Origin of the sequence: Agrobacterium sp. a22-2, from assembly GCF_012276985.1 — a bacterium.
Lineage (GTDB): Bacteria > Pseudomonadota > Alphaproteobacteria > Rhizobiales > Rhizobiaceae > Allorhizobium.
Genome location: NZ_JAAXMM010000009.1, coordinates 211,966 through 231,770, shown reverse-complemented (window position 1 = coordinate 231,770; position 19,805 = coordinate 211,966). Strand labels below are relative to the sequence as shown.

Genomic DNA, 19,805 nt, shown 5'->3' with positions numbered 1-19,805 from the left:
CCATGACACAGTCCCGTTTCAAGGATCATCTCGGACGCCCGCTCGTCGCCGTCACCGGCATGGGCGTCATCACATCGCTCGGCCAAGGCCTTGACGACAATTGGTCGGCGCTGACCGGCGGCGTCTCGGGCATCCATGCCATCAACCGTTTTCCGACCGAGGGTCTTTCGACCCGCATCAGCGGCACGGTCGATTTTATCGACCTGCCCGCCGCCAATGCGGTGGAGCGTTCCTATGCCATGGCGCGCGAAACGACTATCGAGGCGCTTGCCGCCGCCGGCCTGTCGGGCGATTTTGCCGGACCGCTGTTTCTCGCCGCCCCGCCGGTCGAGCCGGAATGGGCCGATCGTTTCGCCCTTGCCGACCGTGCTCCGCCGCCGAGCCATCCGGGCGATGCCTATGAACGTTTCCTGGCCGCCATGCGCCAGAAGCCCGATCCGGTTTTCCTCGAGGCCGTGCAGTTTGGCTCCATCTCGGAACGGTTGGCCGACCGGTTCGGTACGCGCGGCCTGCCGGTGACCCTGTCGACGGCCTGCGCCTCGGGCGCCACGGCCATCCAGCTCGGCGTCGAGGCGATCCGCCAGGGCCGGACCGAACGCGCCCTGACCGTTGCCACCGACGGCTCGGTCAGCGCAGAGGCGCTGATCCGCTTTGCCTTGCTGTCGGCTCTGTCGACCCAGAACGACCCGCCGGAGCGCGCCTCGAAACCCTTCAGCAAGGATCGTGACGGCTTCGTGATCGCAGAAGGCGCAGCGACGCTGGTGCTGGAAACGCTCGAATCGGCCGTGTCGCGTGGCGCAAAAGTGCTCGGCATCATGCGCGGCTGCGGCGAAAAGGCCGATCATTTCCATCGTACCCGGTCCTCGCCGGACGGCGGCCCGGCGATTGCCACGATCCGCGCCGCACTGGACGATGCCGGCCTGTCGGAAGAGGGCATCGGTTACGTTAATGCTCATGGCACCTCGACGCCTGAAAACGACAAGATGGAATATGGGGCCATGCTGGCGGTCTTCGGCGATGGGTTGAAGGATATCCCGGTATCCTCCAACAAGTCGATGATCGGCCACACCTTGACGGCGGCCGGCGCCGTCGAGGCGGTGTTCTCGCTACAGACCATGCTGACCGGCACCGTGCCCCCAACCATCAACTACAACAATCCCGACCCGACCGTGGTGCTGGACGTCGTGCCGAACGTGAAGCGGGACCAGAGCGTTTCGGCCGTGCTGTCGAACTCCTTCGGCTTCGGCGGCCAGAACGCCAGCCTTGTCATGACACGTGAACCGGCTTAATCGGATCACGCGCGCGAACCGGCTTAATCGGCTCGGCAAAGACGAACAGGCAAGACAGAACGCCTTTGGGCGAAGGATGGAATTCATGCGCGCTTTGCAGCTTATCGATGACCGCAAGCTTGAGATCACCGATCTGCCGGAACCCGACGCTCCGGGCCCGGGGGAGGTCACCCTGCGCGTCAAGGCCGTTGCCCTCAACCATATCGACGTCTGGGGCTGGCGCGGCATGGCCTTTGCCAAGCGCAAGATGCCGCTGGTGATCGGCGCGGAGGCCTCCGGCGTGGTCGAGGCGATCGGGCCTGGCGTCGGCAGCATTCTGCCGGGCCAGCTGGCCGCCGTCTACGGCGCGCGCACCTGCGGCCTGTGCAAGCCCTGCCGCGAGAAGCGCGACAATCTGTGCGAGAATGTCGCCGGCGTGCATGGTTTCCACCTCGACGGTTTCGCGCAGGAGAAGATCAACATTCCGGCCCGCCTGCTGGTCCCGGCTCCTCCCGGCGTCGATGCCGTGGCTGCCGCCCTGGCGCCCGTCACCTTCGGCACCGTCGAGCACATGCTGTTCGACAATGCCAAGCTCGAGCCCGGCGAAACCATCCTCATCCATGCCGGCGGCTCGGGCATCGGTTCGGCTGCCATCCAGCTTGCCAAGAAGATCGGCTGCACCGTCATCACCACCGTCGGCTCCGATGACAAGATCGAGCGGGCCAAGGCGCTGGGCGCCGATCACGTCATCAATTACCGGGTCGACCGGTTTGAGGGCGTGGTGCGCAAGCTGACCAAGAAGAAGGGTGTCGACGTGGTCTTCGAACATGTCGGCAAGGATACCTTTGCCGCCTCGATGTTCTGCCTGAAGCGCGGCGGACGGCTCGTCACCTGCGGCTCCACCTCCGGCGTCTCGACCGATGTCAACCTGATGATGCTGTTCCAGCAGCAGCTCAAGCTGCTCGGATCCTTCGGCTGCCGCATGGAAAACATGGCCGACGCCATGCAGAAGATGGCCCGCGGCCTGGTGCATCCGGTCATCGACACGGAAATCCGCCTCGAGGAGATCGACCGGGCGCTGCTGCGCATGGAATCCCGCGAAGTCTTCGGAAAAATCGTCCTGCGGATGGATTGACCCCGGTGAAGATGATCCTCACCCGCCTCGTGCTCGGCTTCAGGCGCTTCCAGCAATGGCTGGTGGCGCAGGTGATTTTCGGTTTCCTGAGCGTCCTGAAGCTCTTGCCGGCCGATCCGGCGATCCGTTTTGCCGACTGGCTGATGCGTCGGATCGGACCGAAGTTGAGCCGCCATCGGCTGATGCTGGTCAATCTGCGCAACGCCTTCCCGGAAAAGAGCGACGAGGACATTCAATCGATCGCGCTGGCGAGCTGGGGCCATATGGGTCGGCTTGCCGCGGAATATATCTTCCTCGACCAGATCTTCGATTTCGATCCGCAGCGCCAGGGCGAGGGGCGAATCGAGGTGTCCGGCATTCCGATCTTCATGGATCTGCGCGACAACCCGCGGCCGTTCATCGTCTTTACCGCACACACCGGCAGTTTCGAGCTGCTGCCGGTGGCGGGGGCTGCCTTTGGCCTTTACGTAACCGTGCTGTTTCGTCCGCCGAACAATCCCTATGTCGCCGACAAGGTCTTCGAATTCCGCAAGGCACGCATGGGCAAGCTCGTGCCGTCCCATGCCGGCTCGTCCTTTGCGCTGGCCCGGCAACTGGAGGCGGGCGGCGGGGTCGGTGTTCTCGTCGACCAGAAGTTTCAAAAGGGCGCGCCGACCTCCTTCTTCGGCCGGGACGTCCGCACCAATCCGCTGCTGGCCAAGCTGGCGCGCCAGTTCGATTGCGAGATCTATCCGGCCCGCTGCATTCGTCTACCCGACAATCGCTTCCGCCTGGAAATAGAGCCGAAGGTCGACTTGCCGCGTGACGCGAACGGGCTGCTGGACGTTCAGGCGACCGCGCAGCTCCTGAATGACAAGGTCGAATCCTGGGTGCGGGAATATCCCGAACAGTGGCTGTGGTATCACGACCGCTGGGACATCAAGCGACAGCTCTGAAACCCTGTGGCGGAGGCCACGAAAGCCAGCATCTTCACCGAACGGTGCGCGCCGGCAGGCCTTGCCGGGTAGCGACGATTCGTCACCGTTTCCAAACGGCTGGCCGATCGTCGCGCTATCATGTAATCGCGGGTTTATACAAATTGAATGTCTAATTTAATATAATATGAAATTATCGACCACCCCGGTTTGTGAGCAACGCAATCGGATTTTTCGAAGATATACTTTATTTAACATCGCTTGCGGGCCACCCTAAACTTGGTTGGTTGAATGTGAGGCGTATTCATGTTAATATCGAAGAATGGATCGAGGGCTTTGGTAACCTAGGGCTCGGCGTAGTTCAGTGGGTTTCGGGTCTGGAATGCACGTATTCCTTTCGAAAGGTGGTTGCGTCGGCGATGTCACAGGGAACACGGGAGGGACATCTGCCAGCGTTGTTCGATGCTGTTTTGCTGCGGACACGCCAGTTGCAGCAGGCAGTTCGGGTGGGCAATGACGAACTGGTCCTGCTGCTGGACCGCGAACTGGACCCGCTGATTTCGGCCATTATCGACTATCAGGCAGAAACTCCTCAACAAATACACCAGCAGCTTCGCTTCGTCGGCGAATTGGTTCGCCAGGACGCGGACGACCGTTCGTGCGTCGTACGGCATTCGGCGGCGCTGGCTATCCTTCTTGATCGTTATTTCGGTGACGGCAAAGCGCCGGTCGACGGGGCGTTGCCGCTGCGCCCGGCCAGAAAGGTCCCGAACGATCAGTCGTTCAGCAACGATATCGTGCTGAACGAAGCCATACTCGATGCCCTTCCGGATCGGATTTTCGTGCTGACCCGCGACTACCGCTATCTCTATGCGAATGCCGCCCATGCCGCGGCGGTTCATTTTGATTCTCTGGACCTGATTGGACGACACGTGTCCGATGTCATGGGCGAAGATTTATTCGAGACTGTGGCGAGGCGGAATTTTGATCTGTGCTTTGCCGGTCAGCCGGTCGAATGTCGCGGCAGGCGATCGCTCGGGTCGACCGAGATTTCGGTTTGTTTCCGCTTTATGCCCCTGCAGGCCGGCGATGGTCCCGTCATCGGCGCGATTATGGTAGAGCGCGACCTGCCGGAACCGGCAGGCGAGAGCGCCGGCTGACGACGCAGGCATTGATCATGGGCCGATCCGTCAGTTTCGATCGGTGACCATGGTGTCCTCGGGAATTTCTTTGAGCAGATGTTCGCGTTCGAATGCGATATGACGTCGCATGCCCTCGAAGAATCCGCGCAGCATATAGCCGACCGCTTCCATGTTGACGGGCGCACCGGAGCCGAGCTTCAGCAGGGCATCGGTCAGTTCTTCGGCGAAGCACTCGTCCTCGCAATGCTCGAATTTCAGCCGGCTGAGGGTTTCCGGCATGGGGCGGGCCTTGTCGATTCGGCCCTCCAGCCATGGGAAAAGGACGTTTTCCTCATAATGATGGATGCCGCGGATCAGCGGCCCCAGTGCTTTTGCCGCATAGATGCATTTCTGGCGGTTGATGCTGCCCGGCAGAGAATCGGCGATTTCTTCCAGTTCGCGACACAGGGAAAGCTGTTCCTCGTGGGCGCGGTTGAGCCAGGCCAGCGATCGCGCCTCTTTCAGCGCGCAAAAAGGCACCGGCTTTCCCGCCGTGTCCTCCGCGCCTGTTGTGCCTTGTTTTGACTGCATGTCCGCATCTCCGTCTCCAGGGCCTGCGAAGGCTCAGAGCTTTGTGATCATGGCGAGAGGAGCAATTTGGCGGGCGCCACATGGCGCCGCTCTTTTGAGCAATCGACCTGAAGCGTCACGGATTCCAGCCTGCACCTTTGCCGTTATTCTTTGTCCGAAAAACGCGGCCGACTTGCATTGATTTAAATCAAGGTGTCTTCTCGGCATGGATGGCAATTCTGCATACGACGCAGAGGATATCCCAATGCCAAGTGTGCAGAAGGTATGCCTGTGAGAGATCAGCAAGCCGTTGGGGGATTCCAACAATGAATTACACGTTAGAGACCATGGCGATGGCCGTTCTGGCCTTCGCCGCGCTGCTCGGGGTCGCTTTTGCCCATGACAGCCTTTTTGCCGCCCATATGTGGGTGGCCTTTTTCGCGCTGCTTGGCGGCACGATCATCATGTTGCGCCGTGCCAGTTTCGCTCCCGCGAACGTCAAGACGGCAGCGCAGCTGAAATCCGAATATTTCGACGAGGTCGTCAAGTACGGCGTCATCGCTACGGTCTTCTGGGGCGTCGTCGGCTTTCTCGTCGGCGTGGTCGTTGCGTTGCAACTGGCCTTTCCCGACCTGAACATCGAGCCCTGGTTCAACTTCGGCCGTATGCGGCCGCTGCACACATCAGCGGTCATCTTCGCCTTCGGCGGCAATGCGCTGATTGCAACCTCCCTTTACGTCGTGCAGCGCACCTCGCGCCAGCGGCTGTTCGGCGGGTCTCTCGGCTGGTTCGTGTTCTGGGGATACCAGCTCTTCATCGTCATGGCGGCAACCGGCTACCTCCTCGGCATCACCGAAGGTCGTGAATATGCCGAGCCGGAATGGTATGTCGACCTCTGGCTGACCCTGGTCTGGGTGGCGTATCTGGTCGTCTTCATGGGTACGATCATGACCCGCAAGGAGAGCCACATCTATGTCGCGAACTGGTTCTATCTGTCCTTCATCGTCACCATCGCGATGCTGCATATCGTCAACAATCTGTCGATGCCGGTGTCCTTCCTCGGCTCGAAGAGCTACTCGGTCTTCTCCGGTGTCCAGGACGCCCTGACCCAGTGGTGGTACGGCCATAACGCTGTCGGCTTCTTCCTGACGGCCGGCTTCCTCGGCATGATGTACTATTTCGTGCCAAAACAATCGGGACGTCCGGTCTATTCCTACCGCCTGTCGATCATCCACTTCTGGGCCCTGATCTTCATGTATATCTGGGCTGGTCCGCATCACCTGCACTACACGGCTCTGCCGGACTGGGCGCAGACGCTCGGCATGGTCTTCTCCATCATGCTGTGGATGCCCTCCTGGGGCGGCATGATCAACGGCCTGATGACGCTTTCGGGCGCCTGGGACAAGATCCGTACCGATCCGATCATCCGCATGATGGTCATCGCCATCGCCTTCTACGGCATGTCGACCTTCGAAGGTCCGATGATGTCCATCAAGGCCGTCAACTCGCTCAGCCACTACACGGACTGGACCATCGGTCACGTTCACTCCGGCGCGCTTGGCTGGGTCGGCATGATCACCTTCGGTGCCGTCTACTACCTGACGCCGAAGCTCTGGAACCGCAACCGGCTCTACAGCCTGCGTCTGGTCAACTGGCACTTCTGGCTGGCCACCCTCGGCATCGTGCTCTACGCCGCCGTCATGTGGGTTGCCGGTATCCAGCAGGGCCTGATGTGGCGCGAATATGACGATCAGGGCTTCCTGGTCTACTCGTTCGCCGAATCGGTCGCAGCCATGTTCCCGTACTTCGTCCTGCGTGCGCTGGGCGGCGCCATGTACCTCGCTGGCGGCATCATCATGGCCTTCAACGTGGTGATGACGATCCTTGGTTACGAACGGCAGGAAGCTCCGATCCCCGGATCGGTTGTGCCCGCTGCAGTTCAGCCGGCTGAATAAGGAGGACTGAGATGTCTATTCTCGACAAACACCAAATTCTCGAAAAGAACTCGAGCCTCCTGTTCCTCGGTTCGCTGCTGGTCGTAACCATCGGTGGCATCGTTGAAATCGCTCCGCTCTTCTACCTGGAGAACACCATCGAAAAGGTGGAAGGCATGCGGCCTTATTCGCCGCTGGAGCTGGCCGGTCGCAACATCTACATCCGGGAAGGCTGCTATGTCTGTCATAGCCAGATGATCCGTCCGTTCCGCGATGAAGTGGAACGCTACGGCCATTATTCGCTGGCCGCGGAATCGATGTACGACCATCCGTTCCAGTGGGGATCGAAGCGCACCGGGCCGGATCTGGCCCGGGTCGGGGATCGCTACTCCAACGAATGGCATGTCCAGCATCTGACCGAGCCGCGCGACGTCGTGCCGGAATCGGTCATGCCGAGCTACTCGTTCCTGAAGCAGACGCCGCTGAAGATCACCGATGTCAGCATGGACCTCAAGGCCAATGCGATCGTCGGCGTTCCTTACACGGATGAGATGGTGGAGAACGCCAAGGCCGATCTGGCAGCGCAGGCTGACCCGAATGCGGATACGGCGGGGCTTCTGGCCCGCTATCCCAAGGCCAAGATCGGCGATTTCGACGGCAACCCGGCTCAGCTGACCGAGATGGACGCACTCGTGTCCTACCTCCAGATGCTCGGCACGCTGGTCGACTTCACCACTTACGACGACGCAACCGGATATCGTTGAGGAGGCTGTTATGGAAACCTACACGGCCATGCGCCACTTCGCCGACAGCTGGGGCCTTCTGGCCATGGCCTTGTTCTTCGTTGGCGTAATCTTCTTCACGTTTCGGCCCGGCGGAAAGTCATCCGCCGACGAAGCGGCAAGCATCCCTCTCAAGGAGGATTAAGAGATGTCTGGAAAGCATATTGACGAAATCAGTGGCGTCGAAACCACTGGCCACGAGTGGGATGGCATCCGCGAACTGAACAACCCGATGCCGCGCTGGTGGGTCTGGACCTTCTATGCGACCATCGTCTGGGCGATCGGCTACGCCATTGCCTATCCCTCGATCCCCTTGCTGACCGACTCGACAAAGGGCCTTCTGGGCTATTCGAGCCGGGCGGATGTGGCAAAGGAACTGACGGTTGCCAAGGCGTCGCAGGCTGTCTATCTCGACAAGATCGCAGCTTTGCCGTTGAGCGAGATCGTGGCTGACAAGGAACTGGCCCAGTTCGCCGTGGCTGGCGGTGCCGCCGCCTTCAAGGTGAACTGCACGACCTGCCATGGGTCGGGTGCTGCCGGCGGTCCGGGCTACCCGAACCTCAATGACGACGACTGGTTGTGGGGTGGCGATCTGGAATCGATCTACACCACGCTGTCCCATGGCATCCGCTATGAAAGCGATCCGGACACCCGCGTCTCCGAAATGCCGGCCTTTGCCGACATTCTTGAGCCGCAACAGGTCAAGCAGGTCGCCGCCTATGTGGTCAGCCTGACCGGAACGCCGGCCGATGCGGCGATGGTTGAGCCGGGCAAGCAGCTGTTTGCCGACAATTGCGCCTCGTGCCACGGCGAAGATGCCAAGGGCGGTCGTGATTTCGGTGCGCCGAACCTGGCCGATGCCATCTGGCTGAAGGCCAACGGCGAGGCGGGCATTGCCAGCCAGATCGCCGGACCCAAGCATGGCGTCATGCCAGCCTGGACCGCGCGCCTGGGAGAGACCACCGTCAAGGAACTGGCCATCTACGTCCACCAGTTGGGCGGCGGCGAATGATCGCTGAGATCAGGACGACGTCGTTTCCGTCTTGAAAGATGTCCTGCCGAGGTCGAGAACCGTCTTCGGCAGGACGTCGCTTTTTGGGTTGGGCAGCACCGATCTTCCCCACTGCTACTTGCGCGTGAGCGAAATGTCCGTCTTGAGTTCCGATTTGTCGTCCATCTTGAGGGTGACGCGCATCATATTTGCTGCCGGCGGCACCGTATCGCCCTCTTTTAGCATAATGAGGAATCGATCCGCTTTGCCGCTTTCAACCGTCTGGCCCAGCGACAGCGCGACTTCCATCACTGGCTGTCCGGCAAATGGGAGATTTTGCGTGACTGTTCGTGAAATGCCATCGCCGCTCGACGCGGAGAGGCCCGCCTCGCTCCTGGCGATCACATAGGTTGCGCTGACCGGCTGGTTGGACTGAAGCCCGGAGAGATCGAGCTTGTCCTTGTAGTAGATCAACTCCGCACCGGTGATCGCTAAGATCTTGCCTGTATTGTTTGTAACCATGACCTCGAAAATAAGGGCGCCAGGTGCGTCCTCGCGAAACACCTGTTCGAACTTGCTCAACGTTACCTGCGGCTTGGGGGCTGGCGGCGCGTTGAATAACAGGGCGACATAGGCGACGCTCCAGAAAACCGCCGTCCCGACCATAATGGCGCGGATATAGGTGGGATAGGTCGGCAGGATCGCGGGCAGGGACGTGATATCCATTTTTAGGGATCCTCTTCTTTTTCGAAAAATGCGGCGAGCGCGTTCGGAAGTTGTATGTCGGGCTGCTGCAGGAATGCCAGAAGCTCCGCCGCCCGCCGATCTCCCGGCGCGATGTCGAGAAGACGCTGCAGTGTGGCTATTGCCTTCGGCGCGTCAGCAAGATTGGCCGCAGCCAGCGCATTCAGCCAAAGAGCTTGTGGGGCGGGTGTACCGGCTGAAAGGGCGATCAGTCGGTCAGTCTGCGTAAGGGCTTCCTGCGTTTGTCCGAGCCGGAACCGGGCGGCGGCATCCAGATAAAGGGCAGACAAATGATCGGGATCCTTGCGCAGCACCTCATCGAGCATCGACACTGTGCCTTGGTCGTCGCCAGCGGCTAGGCGGGCTTGAGCTGCCGCCACGAGAAACCCGATGCGGTTCACTGCCAACGGCCGCGGAGCCGTGACGCTACCCGTCCCTGAACTGGGCTCGTCGCTGGCGGTGACCATGATGTTGGGGCCGTCGCAGGCCGCAGGGATCGGCCGCCAGTCTGGTCCACGATTTCCCGCTGCCACGACGAAAAAGATCGTCGGATGTCTCGCAATGCTGGCGCAGATCGAATGCACCTCGGCGACGGAGGGATCGAAACCCAAGCTCATGTTGATGACGTCGACATCCACTGCTGCCAGCCATTCGATGGCATCCACAACGGCCGCAACCTGAGGGCGGTGCCCGCTGTCCGTAACTTTCGCCGAGTACAGCGCCGCAAACCCGCCGCTAGCGCTCATCGCCGTCGCTGCTACTGCGGTGCCGTGGCCAATCGTGTCCTCGGCGCCCTCATCTGTAAAGGATTTGGCTCCCGCAAGATAAGGTGCGATCTGGGGATGCAGGAAGTTCACGCCGGAATCCACGACACCGATCGCGATTGTTCTTGCGGAGGCGGGATTCGCGAGTTCAGGCGGCGGCTGGGCTGCAAGCGAATACGTCAGTTTGTCCGGATCCGAGCCGAGGAAGCCAGACAGATCGTCTGCCGATCCGAGCAATTCGCCATGACCTGATGTTTCGTCTGCAAACGCCGTCATCTCAGCGTCCCCGAAGACAACCGCCAACCAGACAACGCCGAAAGCGAGCCGCAAGTGCCTCATTCTACAGCCTCTGGCAACCGGTTTGATGGTTGCACGATTCCAGCGAGCTTTCAAATGGAAACCATAACTGCCTGTGCTGCGGCTGCGTTGACTGCCATCGGCGTTGCGGAGGACGGTGCGGCGAGTAAAGGGTGACAGCAGCGAGCAGCGACGCTTGGTCGCTGCTTGATATAAGTCAAGGCGGGGCAAGAACGGAAATGGGAGAAGAAGCGAAAGAACGAGAGGTCTTTTCCAATGAACTTGCAGGAAGCCAATGACAGGGCGGCGGCATCCGCCGAAGTCGAACGTTCGGATGCGGAAGCGGTAAACTCGGCCAAGACCCGCCGTCCGCTTTATGAAGCCCGCGCCAAGATCTTCCCCAAGCGCGCTTCCGGGCGTTTCCGGCAGTTCAAATGGCTGGTCATGCTGGTGACCCTCGGCATCTACTACCTGACGCCGTGGCTGCGCTGGGATCGCGGCGCCTATGCGCCGGATCAGGCCGTGCTGATCGATCTGGCCCATCGCCGCTTCTATTTCTTCTTCATCGAGATCTGGCCGCAGGAGTTCATCTTCGTCGCCGGCCTGCTGGTCATGGCCGGCTTCGGCCTCTTTCTGATCACCTCGGCGGTCGGGCGTGCCTGGTGCGGCTATACCTGTCCCCAGACCGTCTGGGTCGATCTTTTCCTGGTGATCGAGCGGTTCATCGAGGGCGACCGCAATGCGCGGATCAAGCTCGATACCGCCCCCTGGACCATCGACAAGATCTGGAAGCGGGTGACCAAGCATGCCGTGTGGCTGGTCATCGCTGTGTTGACCGGTGGCGCCTGGATCTTCTACTTCGCCGACGCGCCTGATCTGGCGATGGAATTCATCCAGGGCAATGCGGCACCGGTGGCCTATATGACCGTCGCCGTCCTGACGATTACGACCTATGTCTTCGGCGGGCTGATGCGCGAGCAGGTCTGTATTTATATGTGCCCCTGGCCGCGTATCCAGGCAGCCATGCTCGACGAAGATTCGCTGGTCGTCACCTATAACGACTGGCGCGGCGAGCCGCGCACCCGCCATGCCAAGAAGGCGGCCGCGGCCGGTGAAAGCATCGGCGATTGCGTCGACTGCAATGCCTGCGTGGCGGTCTGTCCCATGGGCATCGATATTCGCGATGGCCAGCAGCTCGAATGCATCACCTGTGCCCTGTGCATCGACGCCTGCGACGGCGTCATGGACAAGATCGGCAAGCCGCGCGGCCTGATCGCCTATGCGACTCTGGACGAGTATCAGGGCAACATGGCGCTTGCCACCAACAACGGCACGACGGGAATCATTCCGGAAAATGTCCGCAAGCCCGATGGCAGCTTCAGCGACAAGGTCCGCCACTTCAACTGGCGCATCATCCTGCGCCCCCGCACGCTGCTCTACATGGGCGTGTGGCTGGCCGTGGGCGTCGGCCTCGTGGTGGCGCTGCTCGGTCGCGACCGGCTTGAGCTCAACGTGCTGCATGATCGCAACCCGCAATATGTGCTGGAATCGGACGGTTCGATCCGTAACGGATATACCGTGCGCATCTTGAACATGATCCCCGAACCGCGCAATATCATCGTATCGATCGACGGCCTGCCGGATGCGACGATGAAGGTAAACGGTCTTGCTGCGGACGAAGTGCGTTCGTTCTCCGTCTCGGTCGAGCCCGATGAAGCGACCACTTTGAAAATCTTCGTAACGATGCCGGGCGATCAGGTGGCATGGACCTCGGAGGAATTCCGGGTCATTGCCAAGGATGCCGCCAGCGAGGAACAGGATGCCTATACGGCTGTCTTCAACGGACCAGGAGTAAAGAAATGAGTGCAAGAGAGGAGAAGGCCGGCTTCGTCTTCACCGGATGGCACATGTTCGGCGTGCTGATCCTGTTCTTCGGAACGATCATCTCGGTCAACCTGACCATGGCCTATTTCGCCACGACGACATGGAGCGGCCTCGTCGTCAAGAACACCTATATCGCCAGCCAGGAATTCAACGGCAAGGCGGCGGCGATCCGCGACATGCTGGCAACCGGCATCAAGGGCAAGCTGACGGTGTCGAAGGGCGAAATCCTCTATGACCTCACCATCCCCGGTAGCGGCCCGGTCGAGGCGGACAAGGTCACGGCCCATTTCAAGCGCCCGGTTGGCGAACATCAGGATTTCATCGCCGAAATGCTGCCGATCGGCAATGGTCGCTACAGTGCTCAGCATGACGTACTGCCCGGCCACTGGATCGTCGAAGTGATCGCGATCAAGGGCGACAAGACCATCATGCACGAAGCCAATCGTATTGCGGTAATTGGAGAGGCAAAATGAGCTGCTGCGCGGCGGGAACGGAAGGGGCGCTGGATATCGAGCGGGCCAGCCACGGTCTGCCGTCCCCGGAGGAATTGCGGCTTTCAAGCCGTGACCTCGGCGACGGTCTGTGGCAGATCGACCTCAGCGTCCCCGCCGTCTATTGCGGCGCCTGCATCTCCACCCTGGAAAGAGCCTTGCGGGCGCTGCCCGAAGTCGAGCGGGCCCGCGTCAATCTCTCCTCGAAGCGCGTCGCCGTCGTCTGGAAGGACAAGGTCGGCGACATCCCGACCGATCCGACCGTCATCGTGCGGGCGATTGCGGCGACCGGCTACGAATCCCATCTGTTTACCGCAGCGGAGGGAGCCGCCGACGAGCTGCGCAACAAGCTGATCCGCGCCGTTGCCGTCTCCGGCTTTGCCGCGACCAATATCATGCTGCTGTCGGTATCGGTCTGGTCGGGTGCGGATGCGTCGACCCGCGACATGTTCCACTGGATCTCGGCGATGATTGCCGCACCGGCCCTGATCTATGCCGGTCGCTTCTTCTACCAGTCGGCCTGGAACGCCATCCGGCATGCCCGCACCAATATGGACGTGCCGATCGCGCTGGCGATCACGCTCTCCTATTTCGTCTCGCTCTGGGAGACGATCTACCATGGCGAACATGCCTGGTTCGATGCGACGGTATCGCTGCTGTTCTTCCTGCTGATCGGCCGGACGCTCGATCACATCATGCGCGAAAAGGCCCGCTCGGCGATCAGCGGCCTGGCGCGGCTCAGCCCGCGCGGCGCCATGGTCGTCAATCCAGACCGTACGCGCGAATACCGTCCCGTCGAGGACATCAAGGTCGGCGACCATATCGCCATTACCGCCGGCGAACGGGTGCCGGTCGACGGTATGGTGATCGCCGGTGCCACCGACATGGATGTCTCGATCGTCAATGGCGAAAGCGCGCCGCTGCCGGTGACTGTGGGGTCTGCTGTACAGGCCGGCACATTGAGCCTCACCGGATCGCTGACGATTTCCGCAACCGCGACGGCGCAGAATTCGTTCCTGTCGGAGATCGTCCGCCTGATGGAGGCCGCCGAAGGGGGCAGGGCGCGGTATCGGCGCATCGCCGACCGGGCGGCGCAATACTATTCTCCCGCCGTGCATTTGCTGGCGATCACCGCCTTCGTCTCCTGGGGGCTTTACGACGGCGACTGGAAGCATGCCATGCTGGTCGCCATCGCCGTGCTGATCATCACCTGCCCTTGCGCGCTGGGTCTGGCCGTTCCGGTCGTCCAGGTCGTGGCCGCCGGCCGCCTGTTCAAGAACGGCATCATGGTCAAGGACGGCTCGGCCATGGAGCGGCTGGCCGAAATCGATACGGTCGCTTTCGACAAGACGGGAACGCTGACGCTGGGCCGGCCGCGGCTGGTCAATCGGGCCAATGTCAGCGCGCAGAACCTGGCCATTGCCGCCGGCCTGGCATCGCTCTCGCGGCACCCGCTGTCGAGGGCCATCTTCCGGGCGGCCGAAGGCGTCATGCAATATTTCGACGGTGTTCGCGAGATCCCCGGCTCGGGCGTCGAGGCCGAGGCTGCCGAAGGCATGTACCGGCTCGGCAACCGGCGATTTGCCTGCGGCGATGCGGATGACGCCACGGCCGATCCGGCGTCGCTCTCCGAGGTCGTGCTGTCGCTGAACGGCGTCGAGCTGCAGACTTTCCAGTTCGAGGACACGCTGCGCTCCGGCGCGCAGAAGGCGGTGTCAGACCTGAGGCAAAAGGGCTTTTCCGTCGGCATCCTGTCCGGCGACCGCCCGGCCGTCGTGGCGGCGCTCAGCGAGCGTCTTGGCATCGACTACTGGCGGGCCGGCCTGTCGCCACGTGACAAGGCGGAGGCCTGCACGGATGCCCGCGACAGCGGCCACAAGCTGCTGATGGTCGGCGACGGCATCAACGATGCACCGGCCCTGTCGGCCGCCCATGTGTCGATCGCACCGGCGACAGCTGCCGATGTCGGTCGTCAGGCCGCCGATTTCGTCTTCATGCACGAAAGCCTTGAAGCCGTGCCCTTCGCCATCGAAGCATCCCGCCGCGCCGGCCGGCTGATTCGCGAGAATTTTGCCCTGGCGATCGGCTACAACGTCATTGCCGTGCCGATCGCTCTGGCCGGCTACGCAACGCCGCTGATCGCCTCCATTGCCATGTCGACCTCGTCGATCATCGTCGTGGTCAATGCCCTGAGATTGAACCGTCTCAACCTCAAACGGTCGACGGAGGCCAGTGAGCCACGCCTGCCGCCGGTGGTGGCCGCCGGCACAAGGCTTGCGTCATGAACATGCTCGTCTACCTCATTCCGATCGCCCTGTTTCTGGGCGGTCTGGGGCTGTTCGCGTTTCTCTGGTCGCTCAAAAGCGGCCAGTACGAGGATCTCGAGGGAGCCGCCTGGCGCGCCCTCGACGACGACGACGACCGCCCGTCGCCCTGATTACGAGCGATCCCATGCTGCTGAAAACGGAGCCGACCGCGGCAGCATGGCCATTTTCTCCCGTCTTTGTTTCATCCGTTTTTCAGAAACTGAGTTTACGCATCATCGCGCGGCAGCCCTTGCCGCGTCGTCCAAGGAGTGCCACAAAAGCCACCTTGATTTGACGTGTTTCAATTGAAATGGAGAAGCGGGATGCAAAAGGCGGAAATCGGACTGATCGGCCTCGGCGTCATGGGATCGAACCTTGCCCTGAACATTGCGGAAAAGGGCAACCGGATCGCAGTGTTCAACCGGACGCCGGCCAGGACGCAGGAATTCGTCGCCGAAGCAGGCGCTCTTGCCGGCAATATCATCGGTTGCGCCACCGTCGAGGAATTCGTCGAGGCGATCCGACCGCCGCGCCCGATCATCATCATGATCAAGGCTGGCGACGCGGTCGACCAGCAGATGGATCTTCTTAAACCCTATCTGTCCGCCAACGATATCATGATCGATGCCGGCAATGCCAATTTCCGCGATACGATCCGCCGGTTTGACGCGCTGAAGGACAGCGGCCTGACCTTTATCGGCATGGGCGTATCGGGTGGCGAAGAGGGCGCCCGTCATGGTCCGTCGATCATGGTCGGCGGCACGGAAGAAAGCTGGAAGCGGGTCGAGCCGGTGCTGACCTCGATTTCCGCGAAGTTCAACGATGACCCTTGCGTCGCCTGGCTCGGCAATGACGGCGCCGGCCATTTCGTCAAGACCATCCACAACGGCATCGAATATGCCGATATGCAGATGATCGCCGAAATCTACGGCATCCTGCGCGATGGCCTCGGGATGAGTGCTTCGGCCATCGGCGATGTCTTCGGCCAGTGGAACACAGGCCGCCTCAATTCCTACCTGATCGAAATCAGCGAAAAGGTTCTGAAAGCCACGGATCCGGTCACCGGCAAGCCGATGGTCGATGTGATCCTCGATAGCGCCGGACAGAAGGGCACCGGCAAATGGTCGGTCATCGAGGCTCAGAACATGGGGGTTGCCGCAACCGCCATCGAGGCGGCCGTCGCCGGCCGTGTACTCTCCTCGCAGCGCCAGGAGCGCCTGGCTGCCGAAAAGATCTTCGGCCTGCCGCCGAAGGTCGAACGCAAGAACCATGACGGCATGGCCTTCCTGGCCGATCTGGAGAGCGCGCTGCTGGCAGCGAAGATTGCCGCTTATGCTCAAGGGTTTGCCGTGATGGCGGCAGCCTCCAAGGACTTCGGCTGGTCTCTGCCCATGCCGACCATTGCCCGCATCTGGCGGGCCGGCTGCATCATCCGCTCGCAGTTCCTCGACGAGATCACCTCGGCCTTCACCAAGGAGCCCGATGTCGCCAACCTGATCGTCACGCCGGCCTTCTCGAAAATGGTCAAGGACACCGATGGTGCGCTTCGCCGGGTCGTCTCCTATGCGGCGCTGAACGGTCTGCCCGTTCCGGCCCTGTCGTCGGCGCTGTCCTATTTCGATTCCTATCGCCGCGGTCGCGGCACGGCCAACCTGATCCAGGCGCAACGCGATTTCTTCGGTGCCCATGGCTTCGAGCGCCTCGACGGCGTGGATCGCCCGCATGGTCCCTGGGGCAGCGGGGCGGCATAACCCCGCCCATTCGGCCTAAAGCATGTCGCACGAAAGTGGGCACCGGTTTCGGGATGACGACATGCGACAAAGCAAAGAGGTAAAGCGTGACGAGCGAATCTGAAAGATCGCGACACGCTTTAGTCCATGACCGTCCAGTTCGGTTCGCTGATGCTTTGCAGCGTCAGCGGGCCGGCGCCATCGATCTGGCCGATCACGGCTTTGGCCAGTTCGCGGCCGGCTGTTCGGATGTCCTCGTTCATGGTGATGATATCCGGCCGGATCCAGTTGAGGATGCCGCTGTTCTGTTTCGAGACCAGTTCGACATCTTTGCCGATCGCCTTGCCGGCCGCCTCGATGCCGGCCATCACTGCGATCGTTGAATTGCCGCTGCACGAGATGAAGCCATCAGGCGCATCTGGCCCCTGCATCACCTGCTCCACAGCATCCCGGATTGCCGAAAGCCGCGAGTCGATATTGACCGTCGGTATGGCGACCTCTTCGCATCCCGTCGACTTCAACCCGGCGAGATAGCCGGCCCGCGTATGCGACCAGAAGGTCAGCTGCGGTGGCGGCATCAGGATGGCGATCCGCCGACAGCCCTTGGCGGCCAGCCGCGCCACGGCCTCGCGCGCAAAGCGCTCGTTGTCGAAATCGTGAAAGGGATGGACGATGCCCATGTCGGTGCGGCCATGGGTGGCAAACGGCATGTGCCGCTCGGTCAACAGCCGCACGCGCGGGTCGTTCGGTTCCATGCGAGAGATGATCACGCCGTCGGCCGAGCCGGTGTCGAGAATGTAGCGGATCGGCACCATCGGGTCGCGGCTGTTGGAATGGGGCGTCACGACAAGATGATAGGAGGTGCTGTTGAGAACTTCCGAAATGCCGAACACCAGGTTGGAGGTCAACCCCATGACCTCTTCCTCGACGCTGAGAACGAGCGCAATGACATTGGTCTTGCCGGTCCTGAGCCTGACGCCGGCGCGGTTCGGCTGATAGCCCAGCTGCCGGGCCACCATGCGCACCCGTTCCTTGGTCTCCGCGCCGATATCGGAGGCATCCTTCAGGGCGCGCGAAACGGTGGTAATGCCAAGCCCCGTCATGAAGGCGATGGTTTTGAGCGTTGGCCGCTCCCGTGACGTCGCCTCGACGCCGGCCTTGTCACCCTCGATGTCCTGTTTCATGCCTACCCCGTCACTGCCTGCTGTTCGTGAGTATAGTTGTCATTGCCCCTGCTGCAAACGGGTGTGGTTGCCTGTCAGGCGACTGTCGGAAATGTCAAATCTGTAACGATACAGTAGATTTGTCGAGCGATTTATTCCGGGATCCGGGCAAGGAGTTACCGAGGGTTGAATGGCGGCGGAAAGGCTGCGTGTTTTTGCAGCTGCGAGAGCCTGTTTTTGTTCTTGTGGCAACTATTTGGCCAGATAGCGGCATTATGGAAGCATTTTCAATGCAAGAACGACATGTTGCGTTGCGAGAACTGCACGATTGCGAGGCAGGGAGGATCGAGGTCGTATACACCTAATGAGTGTATAAAATCGCAGAAAGAAAAAAATCGCTCTGAGTGGTTGCGTCGCCAAAATGATTAGACTAGGTTTTTACGGCAACGTTTCAGTGAGGGAGGAGACTCATGAATTTTCGTAGCGTAGCGGTAGCTCTAGCCGCAAGCGTCGTATTGCCTTTCGGGGCGGCACATGCCGCCGACCTGGAGGTAACCCATTGGTGGACATCCGGCGGGGAGGCCGCGGCGGTCGCCGAATTGGCCAAGGCATTCGATGCCACCGGCAACAAATGGATCGATGGAGCCATTGCCGGATCCGGCGGTACCGCCCGTCCGATCATGGTCAGTCGCATTACCGGCGGCGACCCGATGGCCGCCACCCAGTTCAATCACGGCCGCCAGGCCGAGGAACTGGCCGAGTCAGGCCTGATGCGGGACCTGACCGATGTCGCCGAAAAGGAAAAGTGGAAGGATTTCATCCGCCCGCTCAGCCTGCTGGACTCCTGCACCATTGACGGCAAGATCTATTGCGCACCCGTCAACATCCATTCCTGGCAGTGGCTGTGGTTGTCCAATGCGGCCTTCAAGACAGCCGGCGTCGACGTGCCGAAGAACTGGGACGAGTTCGTCGCAGCGGCCCCGGCGCTTGAAAAAGCCGGCATCCGGCCGCTCGCGATGGGTAGCCAACCGTGGCAGGCCACCGGTGCCTTCGGCGTTCTGATGATCGCCATCGGCGGCAAGGACGCCTATCTCAAGGTCTACCAGGACAAGGACGCCGAAATGGCCGGCGGTCCTGAAATCGGCAAGGTCTTCAAGGCCGCCGACGATGCACGTCGCATGTCGAAAGGCAGCAATGTGCAGGACTGGAACCAGGCGACCAACATGGTGATCACCGGCAAGGCCGGCGGCCAGATCATGGGCGACTGGGCACAGGGTGAATTCCAGCTGGCCGGCCAGGTCGCAGGCACCGACTATACCTGCCTTCCCGGTCTCGGCGTCAACGAGATCATCACCACGGGTGGCGACGCCTTCTACTTCCCGGTTCTGAAGGACGAGGAAAAGTCCAAGGCCCAGGAGGTTCTGGCCTCCACACTGGTCAGCGCCAAGACGCAGGTTGCATTCAACCTGAAGAAAGGCTCGCTGCCGGTCCGCGGCGACGTCGATCTGGCGGCTGCGAACGACTGCATGAAGAAGGGCCTCGACATTCTGGCCAAGGGCAATGTCATCACCAGCACCGACCAGCTGGTATCCGCCGACACCCAGAAGCAGCTCGAGGATCTTTTCTCGGAATTCTTCGCCACTGCCACGATGACGCCGGACGATGCGCAGAAGCGCTTCACCGACATCATTGCCGCGGCCGACTGAACTTA

18 protein-coding genes are annotated in these 19,805 nt (G+C 61.2%); 14 read left to right on the top strand and 4 right to left on the bottom strand.

Annotation, left to right across the window (positions count from 1 at the left end; translation table 11 throughout):
* Positions 1–2 precede the first annotated feature (2 nt).
* From HFC70_RS15915 to HFC70_RS15900, 4 genes are all read left to right on the top strand, one after another.
* Positions 3–1,289, top strand: coding sequence for a beta-ketoacyl-ACP synthase (locus HFC70_RS15915; protein ID WP_168474249.1), 1,287 nt, complete (start codon positions 3–5; stop codon positions 1,287–1,289).
* An 85-nt stretch (positions 1,290–1,374) separates the two neighbouring features.
* Entirely contained in the window at positions 1,375–2,403 is a 1,029-nt protein-coding gene (locus tag HFC70_RS15910; RefSeq protein WP_168474248.1) for a zinc-binding dehydrogenase, read from the top strand.
* Positions 2,404–2,408: 5 nt separating this feature from the next.
* On the top strand, positions 2,409–3,338 hold the full coding sequence (locus tag HFC70_RS15905) for a lipid A biosynthesis lauroyl acyltransferase (protein WP_168474247.1): 930 nt from the start codon (positions 2,409–2,411) through the stop codon (positions 3,336–3,338).
* 434 nt (positions 3,339–3,772) lie between these two features.
* On the top strand, positions 3,773–4,477 hold the full coding sequence (locus HFC70_RS15900) for a PAS domain-containing protein (RefSeq protein WP_168474246.1): 705 nt from the start codon (positions 3,773–3,775) through the stop codon (positions 4,475–4,477).
* Between the two features lie 30 nt (positions 4,478–4,507).
* Here the strand turns inward: HFC70_RS15900 and HFC70_RS15895 are convergent, their stop codons facing one another.
* Positions 4,508–5,029: a hemerythrin domain-containing protein gene (locus tag HFC70_RS15895; RefSeq protein WP_168474245.1), complete on the bottom strand. Its 522-nt coding sequence runs from the start codon at positions 5,027–5,029 to the stop codon at positions 4,508–4,510.
* A 305-nt stretch (positions 5,030–5,334) separates the two neighbouring features.
* On the opposite strand from HFC70_RS15895, the gene ccoN reads away from it, so the two are divergent.
* The 4 genes from ccoN to ccoP are packed head-to-tail and all read left to right on the top strand — an operon-like array spanning position 5,335 to position 8,736.
* Complete coding sequence (gene ccoN, locus HFC70_RS15890) at positions 5,335–6,963, top strand: cytochrome-c oxidase, cbb3-type subunit I (RefSeq protein WP_168474244.1); 1,629 nt, start codon at positions 5,335–5,337, stop codon at positions 6,961–6,963.
* 11 nt (positions 6,964–6,974) lie between these two features.
* Complete coding sequence (gene ccoO / locus HFC70_RS15885) at positions 6,975–7,706, top strand: cytochrome-c oxidase, cbb3-type subunit II (RefSeq protein ID WP_168474243.1); 732 nt, start codon at positions 6,975–6,977, stop codon at positions 7,704–7,706.
* A 10-nt stretch (positions 7,707–7,716) separates the two neighbouring features.
* A complete protein-coding gene (locus HFC70_RS15880) occupies positions 7,717–7,869 on the top strand; it encodes a cbb3-type cytochrome c oxidase subunit 3 (protein ID WP_168474242.1) in 153 nt (50 codons plus the stop codon).
* A 3-nt stretch (positions 7,870–7,872) separates the two neighbouring features.
* Complete coding sequence (ccoP, locus tag HFC70_RS15875) at positions 7,873–8,736, top strand: cytochrome-c oxidase, cbb3-type subunit III (RefSeq protein WP_168474241.1); 864 nt, start codon at positions 7,873–7,875, stop codon at positions 8,734–8,736.
* A gap of 114 nt (positions 8,737–8,850) precedes the next feature.
* Here the strand turns inward: ccoP and HFC70_RS15870 are convergent, their stop codons facing one another.
* Positions 8,851–9,441 carry a hypothetical protein gene (locus tag HFC70_RS15870; RefSeq protein ID WP_168474240.1) on the bottom strand — a complete coding sequence of 197 codons (591 nt, stop codon included), beginning with the start codon at positions 9,439–9,441 and terminating at the stop codon, positions 8,851–8,853.
* Between the two features lie 2 nt (positions 9,442–9,443).
* Positions 9,444–10,499, bottom strand: a complete 1,056-nt coding sequence (locus tag HFC70_RS15865) for a S8 family serine peptidase (RefSeq protein WP_168474239.1) — start codon at positions 10,497–10,499, stop codon at positions 9,444–9,446.
* A gap of 297 nt (positions 10,500–10,796) precedes the next feature.
* On the opposite strand from HFC70_RS15865, the gene ccoG reads away from it, so the two are divergent.
* The 5 genes from ccoG (at position 10,797) to gndA (ending at position 16,952) form a co-directional block, all read left to right on the top strand.
* Positions 10,797–12,383, top strand: a complete 1,587-nt coding sequence (gene ccoG, locus HFC70_RS15860; protein WP_168474238.1) for a cytochrome c oxidase accessory protein CcoG — start codon at positions 10,797–10,799, stop codon at positions 12,381–12,383.
* Positions 12,380–12,877 carry a FixH family protein gene (locus HFC70_RS15855; RefSeq protein WP_168474237.1) on the top strand — a complete coding sequence of 166 codons (498 nt, stop codon included), beginning with the start codon at positions 12,380–12,382 and terminating at the stop codon, positions 12,875–12,877. Before ccoG ends, HFC70_RS15855 begins: the two co-directional genes overlap by 4 nt.
* Positions 12,874–15,180 carry a cation-translocating P-type ATPase gene (locus tag HFC70_RS15850; protein WP_168474236.1) on the top strand — a complete coding sequence of 769 codons (2,307 nt, stop codon included), beginning with the start codon at positions 12,874–12,876 and terminating at the stop codon, positions 15,178–15,180. Before HFC70_RS15855 ends, HFC70_RS15850 begins: the two co-directional genes overlap by 4 nt.
* Entirely contained in the window at positions 15,177–15,332 is a 156-nt protein-coding gene (gene ccoS, locus HFC70_RS15845) for a cbb3-type cytochrome oxidase assembly protein CcoS (RefSeq protein ID WP_168474235.1), read from the top strand. Before HFC70_RS15850 ends, ccoS begins: the two co-directional genes overlap by 4 nt.
* Before the next feature lie 192 nt (positions 15,333–15,524).
* Positions 15,525–16,952: an NADP-dependent phosphogluconate dehydrogenase gene (gndA, locus tag HFC70_RS15840; RefSeq protein ID WP_168474234.1), complete on the top strand. Its 1,428-nt coding sequence runs from the start codon at positions 15,525–15,527 to the stop codon at positions 16,950–16,952.
* A gap of 119 nt (positions 16,953–17,071) precedes the next feature.
* On the opposite strand, the gene HFC70_RS15835 is transcribed toward gndA, so the two are convergent.
* Positions 17,072–18,115, bottom strand: coding sequence for a LacI family transcriptional regulator (locus HFC70_RS15835; RefSeq protein WP_168474233.1), 1,044 nt, complete (start codon positions 18,113–18,115; stop codon positions 17,072–17,074).
* 449 nt (positions 18,116–18,564) lie between these two features.
* On the opposite strand from HFC70_RS15835, the gene HFC70_RS15830 reads away from it, so the two are divergent.
* Entirely contained in the window at positions 18,565–19,800 is a 1,236-nt protein-coding gene (locus HFC70_RS15830; protein ID WP_168474232.1) for an ABC transporter substrate-binding protein, read from the top strand.
* The last annotated feature ends 5 nt before the right edge of the window (positions 19,801–19,805 follow it).